Annotated in this window: 12 protein-coding genes; 6 read left to right on the top strand and 6 right to left on the bottom strand. The window is 64.8% G+C overall.

The window, feature by feature from the left end; translation table 11 throughout:
- Positions 1-96: 96 nt before the first annotated feature.
- Positions 97-3,846, bottom strand: a complete 3,750-nt coding sequence (locus ACWKWX_RS15030; protein ID WP_483828203.1) for a sulfite reductase subunit alpha — start codon at positions 3,844-3,846, stop codon at positions 97-99.
- 400 nt (positions 3,847-4,246) lie between these two features.
- Between ACWKWX_RS15030 and ACWKWX_RS15025 the strand changes: the two genes are divergently transcribed.
- On the top strand, positions 4,247-6,052 hold the full coding sequence (locus ACWKWX_RS15025; RefSeq protein ID WP_483828202.1) for a di-heme-cytochrome C peroxidase: 1,806 nt from the start codon (positions 4,247-4,249) through the stop codon (positions 6,050-6,052).
- The gene (locus tag ACWKWX_RS15020; RefSeq protein ID WP_483828201.1) at positions 6,049-7,230 is read left to right on the top strand and encodes a catalase family protein; all 1,182 of its coding nucleotides are present in this window, start codon (positions 6,049-6,051) and stop codon (positions 7,228-7,230) included. Before ACWKWX_RS15025 ends, ACWKWX_RS15020 begins: the two co-directional genes overlap by 4 nt.
- Before the next feature lie 164 nt (positions 7,231-7,394).
- Here the strand turns inward: ACWKWX_RS15020 and ACWKWX_RS15015 are convergent, their stop codons facing one another.
- Positions 7,395-7,637: a DUF3077 domain-containing protein gene (locus ACWKWX_RS15015; RefSeq protein WP_483828200.1), complete on the bottom strand. Its 243-nt coding sequence runs from the start codon at positions 7,635-7,637 to the stop codon at positions 7,395-7,397.
- 444 nt (positions 7,638-8,081) lie between these two features.
- Here ACWKWX_RS15015 and ACWKWX_RS15010 point away from each other — a divergent pair, with 444 nt between their 5' ends.
- On the top strand, positions 8,082-8,234 hold the full coding sequence (locus ACWKWX_RS15010) for a DUF3309 family protein (protein ID WP_009045034.1): 153 nt from the start codon (positions 8,082-8,084) through the stop codon (positions 8,232-8,234).
- Positions 8,235-8,297: 63 nt separating this feature from the next.
- On the opposite strand, the gene ACWKWX_RS15005 is transcribed toward ACWKWX_RS15010, so the two are convergent.
- The 3 genes from ACWKWX_RS15005 to ACWKWX_RS14995 all read right to left on the bottom strand — a co-directional run bounded on the left by ACWKWX_RS15005 (position 8,298) and on the right by ACWKWX_RS14995 (position 11,355).
- Positions 8,298-9,956, bottom strand: a complete 1,659-nt coding sequence (locus ACWKWX_RS15005; protein WP_416422963.1) for a cation acetate symporter — start codon at positions 9,954-9,956, stop codon at positions 8,298-8,300.
- On the bottom strand, positions 9,953-10,264 hold the full coding sequence (locus ACWKWX_RS15000; RefSeq protein WP_416422962.1) for a DUF485 domain-containing protein: 312 nt from the start codon (positions 10,262-10,264) through the stop codon (positions 9,953-9,955). The genes ACWKWX_RS15005 and ACWKWX_RS15000 overlap by 4 nt, the downstream gene beginning before the upstream one ends.
- 233 nt (positions 10,265-10,497) lie before the next feature.
- On the bottom strand, positions 10,498-11,355 hold the full coding sequence (locus ACWKWX_RS14995; RefSeq protein ID WP_416422961.1) for a glycine betaine ABC transporter substrate-binding protein: 858 nt from the start codon (positions 11,353-11,355) through the stop codon (positions 10,498-10,500).
- A 271-nt stretch (positions 11,356-11,626) separates the two neighbouring features.
- Between ACWKWX_RS14995 and ACWKWX_RS14990 the strand changes: the two genes are divergently transcribed.
- Positions 11,627-13,177 carry a glycoside hydrolase family 17 protein gene (locus ACWKWX_RS14990; RefSeq protein WP_483828199.1) on the top strand — a complete coding sequence of 517 codons (1,551 nt, stop codon included), beginning with the start codon at positions 11,627-11,629 and terminating at the stop codon, positions 13,175-13,177.
- Between the two features lie 86 nt (positions 13,178-13,263).
- Here the strand turns inward: ACWKWX_RS14990 and ACWKWX_RS14985 are convergent, their stop codons facing one another.
- Positions 13,264-13,620 carry a hypothetical protein gene (locus ACWKWX_RS14985; RefSeq protein WP_416422959.1) on the bottom strand — a complete coding sequence of 119 codons (357 nt, stop codon included), beginning with the start codon at positions 13,618-13,620 and terminating at the stop codon, positions 13,264-13,266.
- 213 nt (positions 13,621-13,833) lie between these two features.
- Between ACWKWX_RS14985 and ACWKWX_RS14980 the strand changes: the two genes are divergently transcribed.
- Both ACWKWX_RS14980 and ACWKWX_RS14975 read left to right on the top strand, forming a co-directional pair.
- Positions 13,834-15,132, top strand: a complete 1,299-nt coding sequence (locus ACWKWX_RS14980) for a serine/threonine protein kinase (protein WP_416422958.1) — start codon at positions 13,834-13,836, stop codon at positions 15,130-15,132.
- Positions 15,125-15,901: an MlaA family lipoprotein gene (locus ACWKWX_RS14975; RefSeq protein WP_473005647.1), complete on the top strand. Its 777-nt coding sequence runs from the start codon at positions 15,125-15,127 to the stop codon at positions 15,899-15,901. Before ACWKWX_RS14980 ends, ACWKWX_RS14975 begins: the two co-directional genes overlap by 8 nt.
- The last annotated feature ends 182 nt before the right edge of the window (positions 15,902-16,083 follow it).

The following is a 16,083-nucleotide window of genomic DNA, read 5'->3' as shown; positions in this document are numbered from 1 at the left end:
CCACCCACAAAATCCTGGTGGCAATACCGGCCAGCGCAGCCTGGCGGCAGCGGCTACGGGGCCAGGTTGGTGCGAAAACCTGCGCCGTGCCTCGTTTCAGTACACATCGCGCAGGTAGCGCTTGGCCTTGCTCATCTGCGCCACGTACGCCTCGGCGTCCACGCCGCCGTGCTCGGCGATCACCGCCTTCAGCGCCGCGTCGACGTCCTTGGCCATGCGGCTGGCGTCGCCGCACACGTAGAAGTGCGCGCCCTGCTGCAGCCACGCCCACAGCTGCGCGCCCTGCTCCAGCATGCGCTGCTGCACGTAGACTTTTTGCGCCTGGTCGCGGGAAAAAGCCGTGTCCAGGCGTTGCAGGTGGCCCTGCTGCAACCAGCGCTCCAGCTCGTCGCGGTAGTAGAAATCGGTGGCCTGGCGCTGCTCGCCGAACAGCAGCCAATTGGGGCCGCTGGCGCCACTGGCCTGGCGCTCCTGCAAGAAGGCGCGGAACGGCGCGACGCCGGTGCCGGGGCCGACCATGATCATCGGCGCGGCGGGGTCGGCGGGCACTTTGAAGTGCTTGGACGGCTGCACGAAAATCGACACCAGGCCGTTGCTGGCGCGGTCGGCGAGGAACGCCGAGCACACGCCGCTGCGTGCGCGGTCGTTGTGGCGGTAGCGCACGGTGGACACCGTGAGGTGCACCTCGTTGGGGGTGGCCTGGGCGCTGGAGCTGATGGAGTACAGCCGTGGTTGCAGCGGTTTGAGCAGGCCCAGCAATTCATCGGTACTGACTTCTGTGGGGAATTCGTCCAGCAGGTCGAGCAGCTGCCGGCCCCATAGCCACTGGTTCAAGCCGTCGTTGTTGTCCACCGCCAGCAACTCCGCCAGCCGCGCGCTGCCGCTGCGCTCGGCCACCAGCGTGAGCCAGGCCGGGGTAATGCGGGTGATCTCGTAATGTTTGTGCAGCGCCTGGGCCAGGGCCATCTCGCCCTGGTCAGGCACCTGCACGTGCTGGCTGCTGTCCAGGCCCAGGGCGGCGAGCAGTTCCTCTACCAGGGTCAGGCAGTTGGTGGGCCACACGCCCAGGGCGTCGCCGGCCTGGTAGTGCAGGCCGGTGTCGGAGAGGTCGAAAACGATCTGCCGGGTTTCCTTTTCCGCGCCCGCCGCGTTGAGCAGGCGGTTGTGCTTGATGCGCACCTGGCAGGGGCGCTGGCGGCTGTAGCCGCTGTAGTCCCTGGCCACCGCAGGCCGGACTGGCGCAGTGCCCGTCAGCGCCAGGTTGATCTGGCCCAGCCACTGCTCGGCGACCTCCTGGTAGTCGGGCTCGCAGTCCATGCGCGGCACCAGCGTGGTGGCGCCCAAATGTTGCAGGCGGGCGTCGAGTTTGCGACCGAAGCCGCAAAACTGCTCGTAGCTGCTGTCGCCCAAGGCCAGGACCGAATAGCGCACCCCGGCCAACTGCTCGGCGCCCCCCTCCTGCAATGCGGCCCATAGCCCACTGCCGTTGTCCGGCGCGTCACCGTCGCCGAAGGTACTGGTGATCAACAGCACGCTGCGCGCCTGGCGCAATTGCGGCAGGCTGACTTCGTCCATGCAGTTGACCTGCACCTGCAGCCCCGCACCCCGCAACTGCTCACCGCAGAGGCTGGCCAAGGCCTCGGCGTTGCCGGTCTGGGAGGCCCACAGCACCCACTGCTCGGGCACCACCGCGTCAGGCTGGCAAGCGCCGGCTTCGACCGTGGGTATCAAGGGACCGCTGACCCTGCTCAGGGCCACGGCGCTGAACTTGAACTCCGGCTGCCATGACACTGGGTCGATGGCGTCGCTGGTCATGGCGTTGACGGCCAGGTCGTCGCCGTACAGATCATTCCAGTGGAACGGCGCGAACAGGTTGCCCGGCAGCACCCGGTCGCTGAGCCGCGCCGGCAGCACCGCGTGGCCGCGGCGGGTTTGCAGGCGCACCTGGTCGTGCTCGGCGATGCCCAGGCGCGCCGCGTCCTCGGGGTGCACTTCCACGAACGGCCCGGGGTTGAGCTTGTTGAGGCTGGCGACCTTGCCGGTCTTGGTCAGGGTGTGCCATTGGTGCTGCACGCGGCCGGTGTTGAGCACCAGCGGGAAGTCGTCGTCGGGCAGTTCGGCGGGGGCCATGTGCGGCCGGGCGAAGAAGCGCGCGCGGCCATCGTCGCTGGGAAAGCGCGGGCCGTCGGGCGTGAGGTAGCGCACCGGGTTGCGGTCGTCGCCGCGGCCCGGCTCGCACGGCCATTGCAGCGGCGTCTGGCGCAGGCGCGGGTAATCGGCGCCGCGCACGTCGTAACCGGTGTCGGGGTTGTGGAAACCCTTGATCTCCTCGAAAACGGCTTCGGCGCTGGGGTAACTGAACGCGGCCTCAAAGCCCATTTCGCAGGCCACGCGGGCGATGATCTGCCAGTCCGGCAAGGTCTCGCCGGGCGCGTCCACGGCCTTTTGCATCAGCGTGAGATTGCGCTCGGAATTGATCATCACGCCTTCGGCCTCGGCCCACAGGGCGCCGGGTAGCAGGATGTCGGCGTAGCGGTTGGTTTCGGTGTCGAGGAAGGCGTCCTGGGTGATCACCAGTTCGGCGGCTTGCAGGGCGTCGATCACCCGCTGGCGGTTGGGCACGCTGGCCACCGGGTTGGTGCAGATGATCCAGCAGGCCTTGATGGCGCCGTTGCGCAGCTGTTCGAACATATCGATGGTACCGGCGCCGGTGTCGCTGCGCAGGGTGCCCGGCGGTAACTGCCACTGTTGCTCAACGAAGGCGCGGTCGCGTGCCACCAGCAGCGAGCGCTGCCCGGGCAAGCCCGGGCCCATGTAGCCCATCTCGCGGCCGCCCATGGCATTGGGCTGGCCGGTCAGCGAGAACGGCCCGCTGCCGGGGCGGCAAATGGCGCCGGTGGCCAGGTGCAGGTTGCACAGGGCGTTGGTGTTCCAGGTGCCGTGGGTGCTCTGGTTCAAGCCCATGGTCCAGCAACTCATCCAGTTGGGTGCCTCGCCGATCCAGTCGGCGGCCGTGCGGATATCCGCTTCGGCAAGGCCAGTGAGCTGCGCCACGTTAGCCGGGGTGTAGTCGGCCAGGAACTGGGGCAGCGCCTCCCAGCCCTGGGTGTGACGGGCGATGAAGGCCTGGTCGACCTTGCCGTTGTGCAGCAGCAGGTGCAGCAGGCCGTTGAGCAGCGCCAGATCGGTGCCCGGGCGAATCTGCAGAAACAGGTCGGCCTTGTCCGCCGTGGCGCTGCGCCGCGGGTCCACCACGATCAGCCGCGCCCCCGCCTTGACCCGGTCCAGCAGGCGTAAAAACAGGATGGGATGACAGTCGGCCATGTTCGCGCCGCTGACGAAAAACAGGTCGGCCTGGTCGAAATCCTGATAGGAGCCCGGCGGCCCATCGGCCCCCAGCGACTGCTTGTAGCCGCTGCTGGCGCTGGCCATGCACAGCCGCGAGTTGGACTCGATGTGGCGGGTGCGAATGAACCCCTTGGCCAGCTTGTTGGCCAGGTACTGCGCTTCCAGCGACATCTGCCCGCTGACATAGAAGGCCACGGCGTCCGGCCCATGGGCATCGATCAGCGCGCGCAGGCGCCGGGCGGTGGCGCTGATGGCCTGGGCCATGGGCGTGCGCGCCGGGTCGCGGGCCCGCTCGCTACGCACGTAGGCGTGCTCCATGCGGCCGCTGTCGGCCAGCGGCTGGTGGCAGCTGCTGCCCTTGGTGCACAGCCGGCCAAAATTGGTGGGGTGGGCCTTGTCGCCGGCCACCTTGGTCACGCGGTTAGCGCTGACGCTCATGATGATGCCGCAGCCAACACCGCAATAGGGGCACACACTGCGAACCGTGGTACTGCTCATGGGCCTGCCTCGACCTGGAAAAACAAAAAGGCGCCGGCTGCCACCGCGCTCTATTGAGCGGGGGCAACACGGCGCCTTTGTCGTGATGGGTGCAATCGACGTTGACTGCGGATGATGGAGGCAGTGCAAAGGCCGCGCCAGAACGCCGAGGCCGCGTTTTCGCGAGGGTTATCCCAGGCCCGGGCCGCGTTCGGTGCACCTGCATGCAGCACACGCACCAAAACAAAGCCGCCTTTGTGGGAGCTGGCTTGCCGGCGAGCTTTCAGGGGCCTCAACAGCTCGCTGGCAAGCCAGCTCCCACAGGATACAAAGTAGTACATAAAACAGGGGAATAGCCACTTGCCACTGTATATATAATCAGGCATAAAAGGGGACTGTTTCCCTGATATGGATGTCTGCCGTGCGTTTCGTCTCCCGCGCCCTGCTGGTGCTATTGTTTGGCCTTTTCGTCGTGTTGGCGGTGGTGCTGTACTACACCGCGCGCCCCAACCTGCCCCGCTACGAGCCGGCGCAGACCCTGCGCTACCTGGACCAGTGGAGCGCCGCCGACCGCCAGCTGTACTACTTCACGCCCCAGGGCACCCAGGTCAAGGGCCTGCATTACGACTGGTTCACCAACCTAGAATTGCCGTTCTCCCAGGACCGCTTCGCCGCCCCCGAGTACCTGGCGCGCTTCGGCTTCCTCACCGAGCCGCACCAGCAGGCCAGCGCCGCCAACCCCGGCAACCTGCCGGTAGGCTTCGCCCGCCACCGCAACGACGGTGACAACGCCGAGTACCTGGACATCACCTGCGCCGCCTGCCACACCGGCGAGCTGCGCCTGAACCGCCAGGCCGTGCGCATCGACGGCGGCACCGCCCAGCACGTGCTGCCTTCCAGCGTACCGACGCTCAAGGGCGGCAGTTTTGGCCAGGCGCTGGTGTCGAGCCTGGCGGCCACCTACTACATCCCGTGGAAGTGGAGCCGCTTCGCCCACCGCGTGCTCGGCGAGCGCTATGACAGCGACCGCGACCTGCTGCGCAAGCAGTTCAAGGCCTCGCTGGACACCTTCGCCCACACCGCCTGGAACGACTGGCACCGCAACCTCTACCCCACCCAGGAAGGCCCCGGCCGCACCGACGCCTTCGGGCGCATCGCCAACGCCACCTTCGGCGACGCCATCTCGCCCGCCAACTACCGGGTGGCCAACGCCCCGGTGGACTACCCGCAGCTGTGGGACATCTGGACCTTCGACTGGGTGCAGTGGACCGGCTCGGCGCAGCAGCCCATGGCCCGCAACGTCGGTGAATCCCTGGGCGTGGGCGCCACCCTGAAGTTCTTCGACGAGCACGGCCAGCCGCTGACCGGCGACGACCGCTATGCCTCCAGCGTGCGGGTCAAGGACCTGTACAGCATCGAAACCGCACTGCAGCACCTCAAGGCGCCAGCCTGGCCCGAAGACATCCTCGGCAAGGTCGACCTGCAGAAGGCTGCAGCGGGCCACGCCTTGTTCACCGACAACTGCGCGGGTTGCCACGTGCCGCCCACTGACAAGAGCAGCGGGCGCCCGGTGCGCCAGATGGTGCTGGTACCCACGCAAACCATCGGCACCGACCCCACCGCCGCCAACAATATCGCCACCTACCGCTACGACGTCAGCAGCCTGAAGTGGACGCCCGAAGACCTGAAGGGCCTGAACGTGACCCTCCAGCCCGACCCCGGCCCGCTGGACCTGACCAAGGTCTCGGTGGCCCAGGGCCTGGCGTACGTCACCGCGTTCGTGGAGCGGCACGCCTACAAGGCCGCCGGCATCAGTGAAGCCGACCAGTCCCGCTACAACGGCTTCGGCCTGCCGATCGGCGTGCTGGAAGTGCTGGCCTATAAAGCTCGCCCCCTGGCCGGCGTGTGGGCCACCCCACCGTTCCTGCACAACGGCTCGGTGCCCAGCGTGTACCAGCTGCTGTCGCCGCAAGATGAACGCCAGCGCACGTTCTACCGTGGCAGCCTGGAATACGACCCGGCCAACCTGGGCTACCACACCGCGCGCTTCGACGGCGCCTTCCTGTACGACACCGCCATCACCGGCAACCACAACAGCGGCCACGAATTCCGCGACGGCCCGCGTCAGCGTGGCGTGATCGGCCGCTACCTGGCCCCGGAAGAACGCCGCGCACTCATCGAATACCTGAAAGTTCTGGGCGGCCCGCTCGAGGAAAAATTGCCATGATGTTCAGCGACTCGTCCCGCCTGCCGGGCTTCTTCGGCCGCCTGTGGCTGCGCCTGGGCTGCGGCCTGTTCAAGCTGGCGCTGTGGCTACTGGTGCTTGGCGCCCTGGGCTTTGCCATCGGCTACGGCTACTACGCGTGGAAATTCTCCGGCCCCGTGCCGGCTGAGGAACAGGTGCCGCCCGGCGAGGCGGCCATGACCCAGGACATCATCCAGACCGCCATCCGCATCGTCGACCAGCACCGCGAGCCCACTCGCTACCTGCGTGACGCCCACGCCAAGGCCCACGGTTGCGTGACCGCCGAAGTCAGCGTGCCGCAGAACCTGCCGGCCGACCTGCGCCAGGGCGTGTTCGCCCAGCCGGGCAAGGTCTGGCAGGCCTGGATGCGCCTGTCCAACGGCAACGCCTACCCGCAGTTCGACCAGCTGCAGGACGCCCGCGGCATGGCCATCAAGCTGCTCGACGTACCCGGCCAGCAACTGATGGCCGACCAGGCGGGCAAGCACGAGCAGGACTTCGTGATGTTCAACCACGCCAACTTCTTCGTCAGCGACGTGGCCGAATACCGGCAGAACATCGGCGCCCAGGCCGACGGCAAGCAGGTGCTGGCCTTCTTCCCCAGCTGGGACCCGCGCAGCTGGCAGCTGCGCCACCTGCTGATCGCCAAGGCCACCCTGGCCGACGCGCCCGCCAGCCCTACCCTGGCCACCTACTACTCGGTGTCGCCGTACAAGTTCGGCAGCGCCAACGCCAAGTTCCGCGTGGTGCCCGACCCCGGCAGTTGCCCGCCCTACACCGTGGCGAAGCAGAACCAGGACCTGCCCAACTTCCTGCGCACCGCCCTGCACCAGCAGCTGACCACCGACCAGCAGCCGGCGTGCTTCATGCTGCAGATCCAGCGCCAGGATGCGCGCAAGTACATGCCCATCGAAGACACCAGCGTGCAATGGAAGGAAAGCGACGCGCCGTTCCAGACCGTGGCCATGATCCGCGTGCCACCCCAGGACTTCGACACCCCGGCGCAGAACCTGATGTGCGACAACCTCTCGTTCAACCCCTGGCACGGCATCGAGGCCCACCGCCCCATCGGCGGCATCAACCGCCTGCGCAAGGCCGTATACGAAGCCGTCAGCGACTACCGCCACGCGCGCAATGCGGCGCTGAACCCAACCCCGTAAAAACTGCCGCACGAAGGCGCCTGTGGGAGCTGGCTTGCCAGCGAGTTGTTGATGGCCGAAAAACTCGCTGGCAAGCCAGCTCCCACATGGACAGTGGTTGCTACGGGTATCAGGTTTTGCGCACGGGATCAGCGGTCATGATGCCGTGCGGGAACGGTGATATTTCAGACGCAGGCGTCTACCAGCGCCTTGGCCTTGGTGAGCAGCGGCAGCACCGCGCGGGCGAAGGCCTTGTCGTGGGTGGCGTCGCTGTCGGCGATTTCGTAGGCGGTGGCGTGGGCGTAGCCCAGCAACAGGGAAACCTGGGCCAGGGCGTCTTCGGCGGGGATGCCGGGGTTGACGGCGAACATGGGTTGGCCCGTGCTGTCGGTGGGGCCGAAGGGGGTGAGTTGGGTGAGGTCATTCATGATTGCTTCTCCTTGGTTGATAAAGCCGCCACCCCTCGTTTGCACTCGATAGGGTGGCCGCTGCACACAGGTGTGCAAGACTGGGAAGGAGAGCGCGCCCAGCAGGGTAAAAACCCTCCTGCGTACAGCGACGCCCCGGAGACTAGCCCCGCTGCCCCCCGAGGCTCAAGTCAGACGTTTCCGAAACTGTTTCCGCGCTTGTAGGACGCACCCCGGCCCGTAGCAGCTGCCGAAGGCTGCGTCCGGGGCACCGCGGGGCTGGGGACGCAGCCTTCGGCAGCTGCTACGGGGGGTGTTGTTTGTGGGGGTGGGGGAAGTTCGGTAAACGGCGGGCAAAATATTTTCGGACTTTTTTACGAACCCCAGAGTCGGACTTAATAAGCCGTCACGCTTTTTCCTGACGCTAAAAGCCTGCACCCCAAAAGTCGAATAAAGGATAACGCCATGGGCACCATACTTATCATCATTCTCATCCTGCTGTTGATCGGTGGTCTTCCTGTATTCCCGCACTCCCGCAGCTGGGGTTACGGGCCATCGGGCATTATCGGCGTAGTGCTGGTGGTACTGCTGATACTGGTATTGCTCGGCAGGATATAACCGGTAAAAAGCCATACAAAAAAGGCAGCCCGAGGGCTGCCTTTTCATTACGCGCTTTATAACTTAGTGGGCCACTGCCCCGCTGGCGCCCAGGCCGGTTTGCGAGCGCACGAACTGTGGCATGAACAACGCCCGTTCATCATCGGCCGCCTTGGACTTGTCGGTGATGGAGAAGAACCAGATACCCACGAAGGCAATGATCATGGAGAACAGCGCCGGGTATTCGTAGGGGTAAATGGGTTTCGCGTGGCCGAGGATCTGCACCCAGATGGTCGGGCCCAGGATCATCAGGCCCACGGCGCTGATCAGCCCCAGCCAACCGCCGATCATGGCACCACGGGTGGTCAGGCGTTTCCAGTACATGGAAAGGAACAGCACCGGGAAGTTGCAGCTGGCGGCGATGGAGAACGCCAGGCCCACCATGAACGCAATGTTCTGGTTCTCGAACAGGATGCCCAGGCCGATGGCCAGGATCCCCAGGGCGATGGTGGTGATTTTCGAGACGCGGATCTCTTCTTTCTCGTTGGCCTTGCCCTTCTTGATCACGCTGGCGAACAGGTCATGGGACACCGCCGAGGCGCCGGCCAGGGTTAACCCGGCGACCACCGCCAGGATGGTGGCGAAGGCCACGGCCGAGATGAAGCCCAGGAAAATGCTGCCGCCCACGGCATCGGCCAGGTGCACCGCCGCCATGTTGTTGCCGCCCAGCAGCGCGCCAGCCGCGTCCTTGAACGCCGGGTTGGTGCTGACCAGCAGGATGGCGCCGAAGCCGATGATGAAGGTGAGGATGTAGAAGTAGCCGATGAAGCCAGTGGCGTACAGCACGCTTTTACGCGCTTCCTTGGCGTCGGACACGGTGAAGAAACGCATCAGAATATGCGGCAGGCCCGCAGTGCCGAACATCAGCGCCAGGCCCAGGGAGAACGCCGAGATCGGGTCTTTCACCAGGCCGCCGGGGCTCATGATGGCCTCGCCCTTGGGGTGAACCTTGATGGCTTCGGAGAACAGCGTGTTGAAGTCGAAGTTGACGTGTTTCATCACCATCAGCGCCATGAAGGTGGCACCCGACAGCAACAGCACGGCCTTGATGATCTGCACCCAGGTGGTGGCCAGCATGCCGCCGAACAGCACGTACAGGCACATCAGGATGCCCACCAGCACCACGGCCACGTGGTAGTCCAGGCCGAACAGCAGCTGGATCAGCTTGCCGGCGCCGACCATCTGCGCGATCAGGTAGAACGCCACCACCACCAGCGAACCGCAGGCCGACAGGGTACGGATCTCGGTCTGCTTCAGGCGGTAGGAAGCCACGTCGGCAAAGGTGTATTTGCCCAGGTTGCGCAGGCGTTCGGCGATCAGGAACAGGATGATCGGCCAGCCCACCAGGAAGCCGATGGAGTAGATCAGGCCGTCGTACCCAGAGGTGAACACCAGGGCCGAAATACCCAGGAAAGACGCCGCCGACATGTAGTCACCGGCAATGGCCAGGCCGTTCTGGAAACCGGTGATGCGCCCCCCCGCCGCGTAATAGTCGGCTGCGGACTTGTTGCGCTTGGAGGCCCAGTAGGTGATGCACAAGGTGGCGCCCACGAACACCACGAACATGACAATGGCCGAGACGTTGAGTGGCTGTTTCTGCACGGCGCCGGTAATGGCATCCGCGGCGAACAGCGCCGGGGCGAACCCAAGGAGGCCGAGGCTGGCCAATAATCGCTTGATCATTGTTGCGCCTCCTTGAGAATTTCCTTGTTCAGGTCATCGAACTCGCCGTTGGCACGGCGCACGTAGATGCCCGTCAATATGAATGCGCTGAGAATCAGCCCGACACCAATGGGAATACCCCAGGTGATAGACGATTCGGGGGTCAGTTTGGCGCCCAATATATGGGGGCCGTAGGCGATCAGTAGAATGAACGCCGCATAAAGCCCAAGCATGATCGCCGAGAGTATCCAGGCGAATCGTTCCCTTTTTTGCACCAGCTCCTTGAAGCGCGGGCTGTTTTGTATCGATAGGTAAATGCTGTCGTTCATTGTTTTTATCCTCGCAGCACAGATGGGGTGACGCTGTTCCACTTTAGGCTGCTGTGAAAGCGGCTCCAGACGACCTTAGTATTAGATCGACATTACCGCTTTGCCAGTCGACATAGTTGCTTAGCTTACTTATGACAATAATAAAACCCGCTCGCCATCGCACTGAAACGAAAAAACCGCCGGGGCTATTAACCCCGGCGGTTCTGGAAGTTGCGGTATAGAGCGGTTGCGGGTTATTTAGCAGTCCACTCTGCCACGCGGTCAGGGTGCTTGGCGACCCAGTCCTTGGCCGCAGCTTCAGGCTTGGCGCCTTCCTGCACGGCCAGCATCACCTCGCCAATTTCGTCCTTGGAGTTCCAGTGGAATTTCTTCAGGAAGGTAGCCACTTCCGGCGCCTTGGTGTCCAGTTCCTTGCTGCCGATGCTGTTCACGGTTTCAGCCGCGCCGTACACGCCTTTCGGGTCGTCGAGGAAGCGCAGTTTCCACTTGGCGAACATCCAGTGCGGCACCCAGCCGGTCACGGCGATGGATTCATGCTTGTCGTAGGCGCGGCCCAGTTCGGCGGTCATGGCGGCGCCGGAGCTGGCCTGCAGCTTGTAGCCGGTCAGGTCGTAGTCCTTGATGGCCTGGTCGGTCTTGAGCATCACGCCGGAACCGGCGTCGATGCCGACGATCTTGTCCTTGAAGGTCTTGTCGGTCTTCAGGTCGGCGATGGACTTGGCGGCCACGTACTCGGGCACGATCAGGCCGATCTTGGCGTCCTTGAAGTTGGGGCCGTAGTCGACCACCTTGTCCTTGTTCTTGGCCCAGTACTCGCCGTGGGTAACCGGCAGCCAGGCCGACAGCATGGCGTCGAGCTTGCCGGTGGCCACGCCCTGCCACATGATGCCGGTGGCCACGGGCATCAGTTTCACGTCGTAGCCCAGCTTCTGCTTGATCACTTCCGAGGCCACGAAGGTGGTGGCGACGCTGTCGGACCAGCCATCGACATAGCCGATGCTCAACGTTGGCTTGGTCTCGGCGCTGGCCAGGGTGGAACTTGCAGCAAGTACCAGAGCGGTGGCCGCTCCCAGGATTTTCTTCATCTTCATCCAGACTTCCCCAAAAGGCTGCGCTCGACGACGGTCGAGCATCGTTGGCGTGCACGGCGCTGGCAAATCGCCTTGTAGTGCCCAGTGATCATCAACCTCGCGGGCCGAGCATCCTGCTCTGGCTGCGACCTTGAGGCAGCGAGAAACGACATCACCTTGCCATTAGCGCCACCGACCAACGGTCGTCTGCCCGAACTTTGCATGGTGAATGCATAAGCGCCGGGCAAATACAGGTAACATGCGCGGCTTTGTTGCCTGACGAAAATAGCCAATGCCCGCCACATCCCGTTCCTCCCTGTTGCCGTACCTGTTTGCCTGTGTGCTCGGTCTGCTTGCCCTCGCCGGTTTCTGGTACGGGCTGGGCAAGCCGGTGGTGCTGCCCGACGCGGCCAGCGCCACGCATAAACTGCAGTGCGCCTCGTACACGCCGTTCGACAAGGACCAGTCGCCGTTCGACCAGCCGTTCAAGCTGCGCCCCGAGCGCATGGACGCCGACCTTGCGCTGCTGGCCACCCGTTTCGAGTGCATCCGCACCTACTCCATGACTGGCCTGGAGGGCATCCCCGCCCTTGCCCGCAAGCATGGCCTGAAGGTGATGATCGGTGCCTGGGTTAACGGCAACCCGGTGGACACCCAGAAGGAAATCAAGGCGCTGATCGCCGCCGCCAACGCCAACCCCGATGTGGTGACGGCGGTGATCGTCGGCAACGAGACCCTGCTGCGCAAGGAGGTCACCGGCAAGCAGTTGGCCACGCTGATTCGCCAGGTGAAGAGCCAGGTCAAGCAGCCGGTCACCTACGCTGACGTATGGGACTTCTGGCTGCAGTACCCGGAAGTGGCGCCGGAGGTGGACTTCCTCACCATCCACCTGCTGCCCTACTGGGAAGACAACCCCAGCGGCATCGACAAGGCCCTGGCCCATGTGGCCCAGGTGCATGACGAGTTCGCCAAGCGCTTCGCGCCCAAGGACATCCTGATTGGCGAGACCGGCTGGCCCAGCGAAGGCCGCCAGCGCGAGACCGCCCTGCCCAGCCGCGTCAACGAGGCGCGCTTTATTCGCGGCGTAGTGGCCATGGCCGAGCAGCGCGGCTGGCACTACAACCTGATCGAGGCCTTCGACCAGCCGTGGAAGCGCGCCAGCGAAGGCGCCGTGGGCGGCTACTGGGGCCTGTTCGACGCCGACCGCCAGGACAAGGGCGTGCTGCAGGGCCCGGTCACCAACGTGCCGTTCTGGCCACAGTGGCTGGGCGCCGGCGTGCTGCTGTGGCTGGCCACCCTGGCCTTTGCCGGGCGGGTGAACAGCCGCCGCAGCGCCCTGCTGCTGCCGTTGCTGGCGGCCGTGGGTGCCGGCAGCCTGGGCGCCTGGGGCGAGCTGGTGCGCATCAACGCGCGCTTCGCCGAAGAGTGGGTGTGGGCGGTGCTGCTGGTGGGCTTGAACCTGATCGTGCTGGCCCATGGCGTGCTGGCCCAGGCGCAACGCAGTGGCTGGCGCGAACGCCTGTTCGCCTGGCTGGACCGCCGTGGCGGCTGGTGGCTGGGGGCCGCAGGCTTCGCGGCGGCGGTGATGATGCTGGCGCTGGTGTTCGACGCCCGCTACCGCAGCTTCCCGAGTGCGGCGCTGGTGCTGCCGGCGCTGGTGTACCTGCTGCGCCCAGTGCGGGTGCGCAGGCCCGAGGCGCTGCTGCTGACGGCAATCGTGGCCGTGGGCATTCCGGTGCAGCTGGCCATTGAAGGCCTGCAGAACCAGCAGGCCTGGTGGTGGGCGATTGTCAGCGGCCTGATGGCGTGGGCGCTGGCGCGCAGCCTGCGCATCTCGCGGTAACCGCGCGGGCCTCATCGCGCCCAAGGGCGGCTCCTACACCGATCCGCGTAGGAGCCGGCCTTGGCCGCGATGCAGGCGACGCCAAATCAGCGTCTTACCAGGCGCAGGCCGGCGATCACCACGGCGAACACCGCCAGGCTGGCGCTGTACAGCACCAGCCCCGGAATGCCGATGACCAGCGCCAGGACCGCAAGCCACCAACCCAGGCAGCGCGGCACCAGGAAGCCGACCACGGCGGCCGCCAGCGCCGCCATGGAAATCATCCGGAAGTGAATCAGGTAGCCCAGCCCCGAGCGCAGCTGGCATTCCCAGCGGCTGGCCTCGTCGCTGCACAGCCCCACCCAGCGGGCATCCTCCATCAACCCGTAACGCACGCCATAGCTGGCAGCCAGGCTCAGGGCAACCAGGACGAAAAGCACGATCAGCGACGTACGGCGGGACATGACACACTCCGGAAAGGAAAAACGGCGCCAAGAATAACCACCCCGCCCTGTTATGCAAGGCGAAAACAGCCAATGTAGCTATTGTGTCTGTTGGTGTATCACGCCCGTACAATATTTAGCGTGTCAAAAGCAGTCATACTGGGCAACTTGCCACCAACGCGGTGGTCAGAGCCTGCGTACTTCACTTAGCTTTCGCCTTTTAGGGACACCGTCATGCTTCGAATACTGCACTTCGCTGCCTTGCTGGGCGGCCTCATTTTGAGTGCGTCCGCGCTAGCCAAGGATGTCGACGTCGCCACCTATGGCTACCCGTTGACCAACCCGTTCGAAGCCACCATCGCCTCGACGCCGCCGGACCTGCGCCCCAAGTTGCCCGCCGATGACGACATCAAGCAGGCCGACCACACACTGAACCTGCGCCCGGACCGCGACTTCACCCTGCCCGACAACTTCTGGGCGGTGAAAAAACTGCGCTACCGCCTGGCCTACCAGGACCACGCCGCGCCGCTGATCTTCATCATCGCCGGCACCGGCGCGCCCTACACCAGTAGCCTCACCGAGTACCTGAAGAAGCTGTACTACCAGGCCGGCTACCACGTGGTGCAGCTGTCGTCGCCCACCAGCTACGACTTCATGAGCGCCGCCTCGCGCTTCGCCACGCCCGGGGTCACCAAGGAAGACGCCGAAGACCTGTACCGGGTGATGCAAGCCGTGCGCGCGCAGAACCCCAAGCTGCCGGTCACCGACTTCTACCTGACCGGCTACAGCCTGGGCGCGCTGGACGCCGCCTTCGTCAGCAAGCTGGACGAGACCCGCCGCAGCTTCAACTTCAAGAAGGTACTTCTGCTCAACCCGCCGGTGAACCTGTACACCTCCATCAGCAATCTGGACAAGCTGGTGCAGGCGCAGGTGAAGGGCATCAACAACACCACCACGTTCTATGAAGTGGTGCTGCAGAAGCTCACCCGCTACTTCCAGCAGAAGGGCTACATCGACCTCAACGATGCCCTGCTGTATGACATCCAGCAGTCCAAGCAGCACCTGTCCAACGAGCAGATGGCCATGCTGATCGGCACCTCGTTCCGCTTCTCGGCGGCCGACATTGCCTTCACCTCGGACCTGATCAACCGCCGCGGGCTGATTACCCCGCCCAAGTTCCCGATCACCGAGGGCACCAGCCTGACGCCGTTCCTCAAGCGCGCGCTGCAGTGCGACTTCGACTGCTACCTGACCGACCAGGTCATCCCCATGTGGCGCGCCCGCACCGACGGCGGCAGCCTGCTGCAGCTGGTGGACGAGGTGAGCCTGTACGCCCTCAAGGACTACCTGCACGACAGCCCGAAAATCGCCGTGATGCACAACGCCGACGACATCATCCTCGGCCCGGGCGACCTGGGTTTCCTGCGCAAGACGTTCGGCGACCGCCTGACCGTTTACCCCCACGGTGGCCATTGCGGCAACCTCAATTACCGCGTCAACGCCGACGCCATGCTGGAGTTCTTCCGTGGCTAAGACCTTCCTCCTGGCCGCCGCACTGCTGTGTGCCGGCATGGCCCACGCCGACGAGCAACCGACCCACGCCGACGCCGATGGCTTCACCGAGCCGCTCAAGCAGCTCAAGTTCAACCCCGGCCTGGACCAGCGCGAGTTCGAGCGTTCGAGCCTGACCGCGCTGAACGTCTACGACCCGGTGGAGAACTGGAACCGCCGCGTCTACCACTTCAACTACCGCTTCGACGAGTGGGTGTTCCTGCCGGTGGTCAACGGCTACCGCTACATCACCCCCGGCTTCCTGCGCAGCGGCGTGAGCAACTTCTTCAGCAACCTGGGCGACGTGCCGAACCTGGTCAACAGCCTGCTGCAGCTCAAGGGCAAGCGCTCGCTGCAGATCACCGGCCGCCTGCTGCTCAACACCACCATCGGCGTGGCCGGCCTGTGGGACCCGGCAACGAAGATGGGCCTGCCGCACCAGACCGAGGACTTCGGCCAGACCCTGGGCTTCTATGGCGTGCCGGCCGGGCCGTACCTGGTGCTGCCGGTGTTCGGGCCGTCGAACCTGCGTGACACCACCGGCCTGCTGTTCGACTACGGCGCCGAGTCGCAGATCAACTTCCTCAACGTGTCCCAGGAAAGCAGCCGCCACCCGGAAATCTGGGCGTTGCGCGCGGTGGACAAGCGCTACACCACCAGCTTCCGCTATGGCTCGCTGGACACGCCGTTCGAGTACGAGAAGGTGCGCTACATCTACACCGAATCGCGCAAGCTGCAGATCGCCGAGTAATAGCGCGGCGCTTCGGACGCGGCCTGGCGGCCGCTGCTACAAAACCCGTAGCAGCGGCCGCCAGGCGGCGTCGCCTTCACAAAGCATCAATTCCATCGATAGTTGATAGCCAAAATAGTCGCTATTCGTTCGATATTTCCCGCGTAACAATAGAGCCATTCCCACCCTCCTACAGGAGTTGT

The sequence above is a fragment of the Pseudomonas imperatae genome (assembly GCF_057128625.1).
This window is presented reverse-complemented; position numbering and strand designations above follow the sequence as displayed.

Excerpts from the sequence above, each read along its gene's own strand:
- ACWKWX_RS15030 (WP_483828203.1), bottom strand. The coding sequence starts at position 3,846 with ATGAGCAGTACCACGGTTCGCAGTGTGTGCCCCTATTGCGGTGTTGGC.
- ACWKWX_RS15020 (WP_483828201.1), top strand. The coding sequence starts at position 6,049 with ATGATGTTCAGCGACTCGTCCCGCCTGCCGGGCTTCTTCGGCCGCCTG.
- ACWKWX_RS15015 (WP_483828200.1), bottom strand. The coding sequence starts at position 7,637 with ATGAATGACCTCACCCAACTCACCCCCTTCGGCCCCACCGACAGCACG.
- ACWKWX_RS15010 (WP_009045034.1), top strand. The coding sequence starts at position 8,082 with ATGGGCACCATACTTATCATCATTCTCATCCTGCTGTTGATCGGTGGT.
- ACWKWX_RS15005 (WP_416422963.1), bottom strand. The coding sequence starts at position 9,956 with ATGATCAAGCGATTATTGGCCAGCCTCGGCCTCCTTGGGTTCGCCCCG.
- ACWKWX_RS15000 (WP_416422962.1), bottom strand. The coding sequence starts at position 10,264 with ATGAACGACAGCATTTACCTATCGATACAAAACAGCCCGCGCTTCAAG.
- ACWKWX_RS14995 (WP_416422961.1), bottom strand. The coding sequence starts at position 11,355 with ATGAAGATGAAGAAAATCCTGGGAGCGGCCACCGCTCTGGTACTTGCT.
- ACWKWX_RS14990 (WP_483828199.1), top strand. The coding sequence starts at position 11,627 with ATGCCCGCCACATCCCGTTCCTCCCTGTTGCCGTACCTGTTTGCCTGT.
- ACWKWX_RS14985 (WP_416422959.1), bottom strand. The coding sequence starts at position 13,620 with ATGTCCCGCCGTACGTCGCTGATCGTGCTTTTCGTCCTGGTTGCCCTG.
- ACWKWX_RS14980 (WP_416422958.1), top strand. The coding sequence starts at position 13,834 with ATGCTTCGAATACTGCACTTCGCTGCCTTGCTGGGCGGCCTCATTTTG.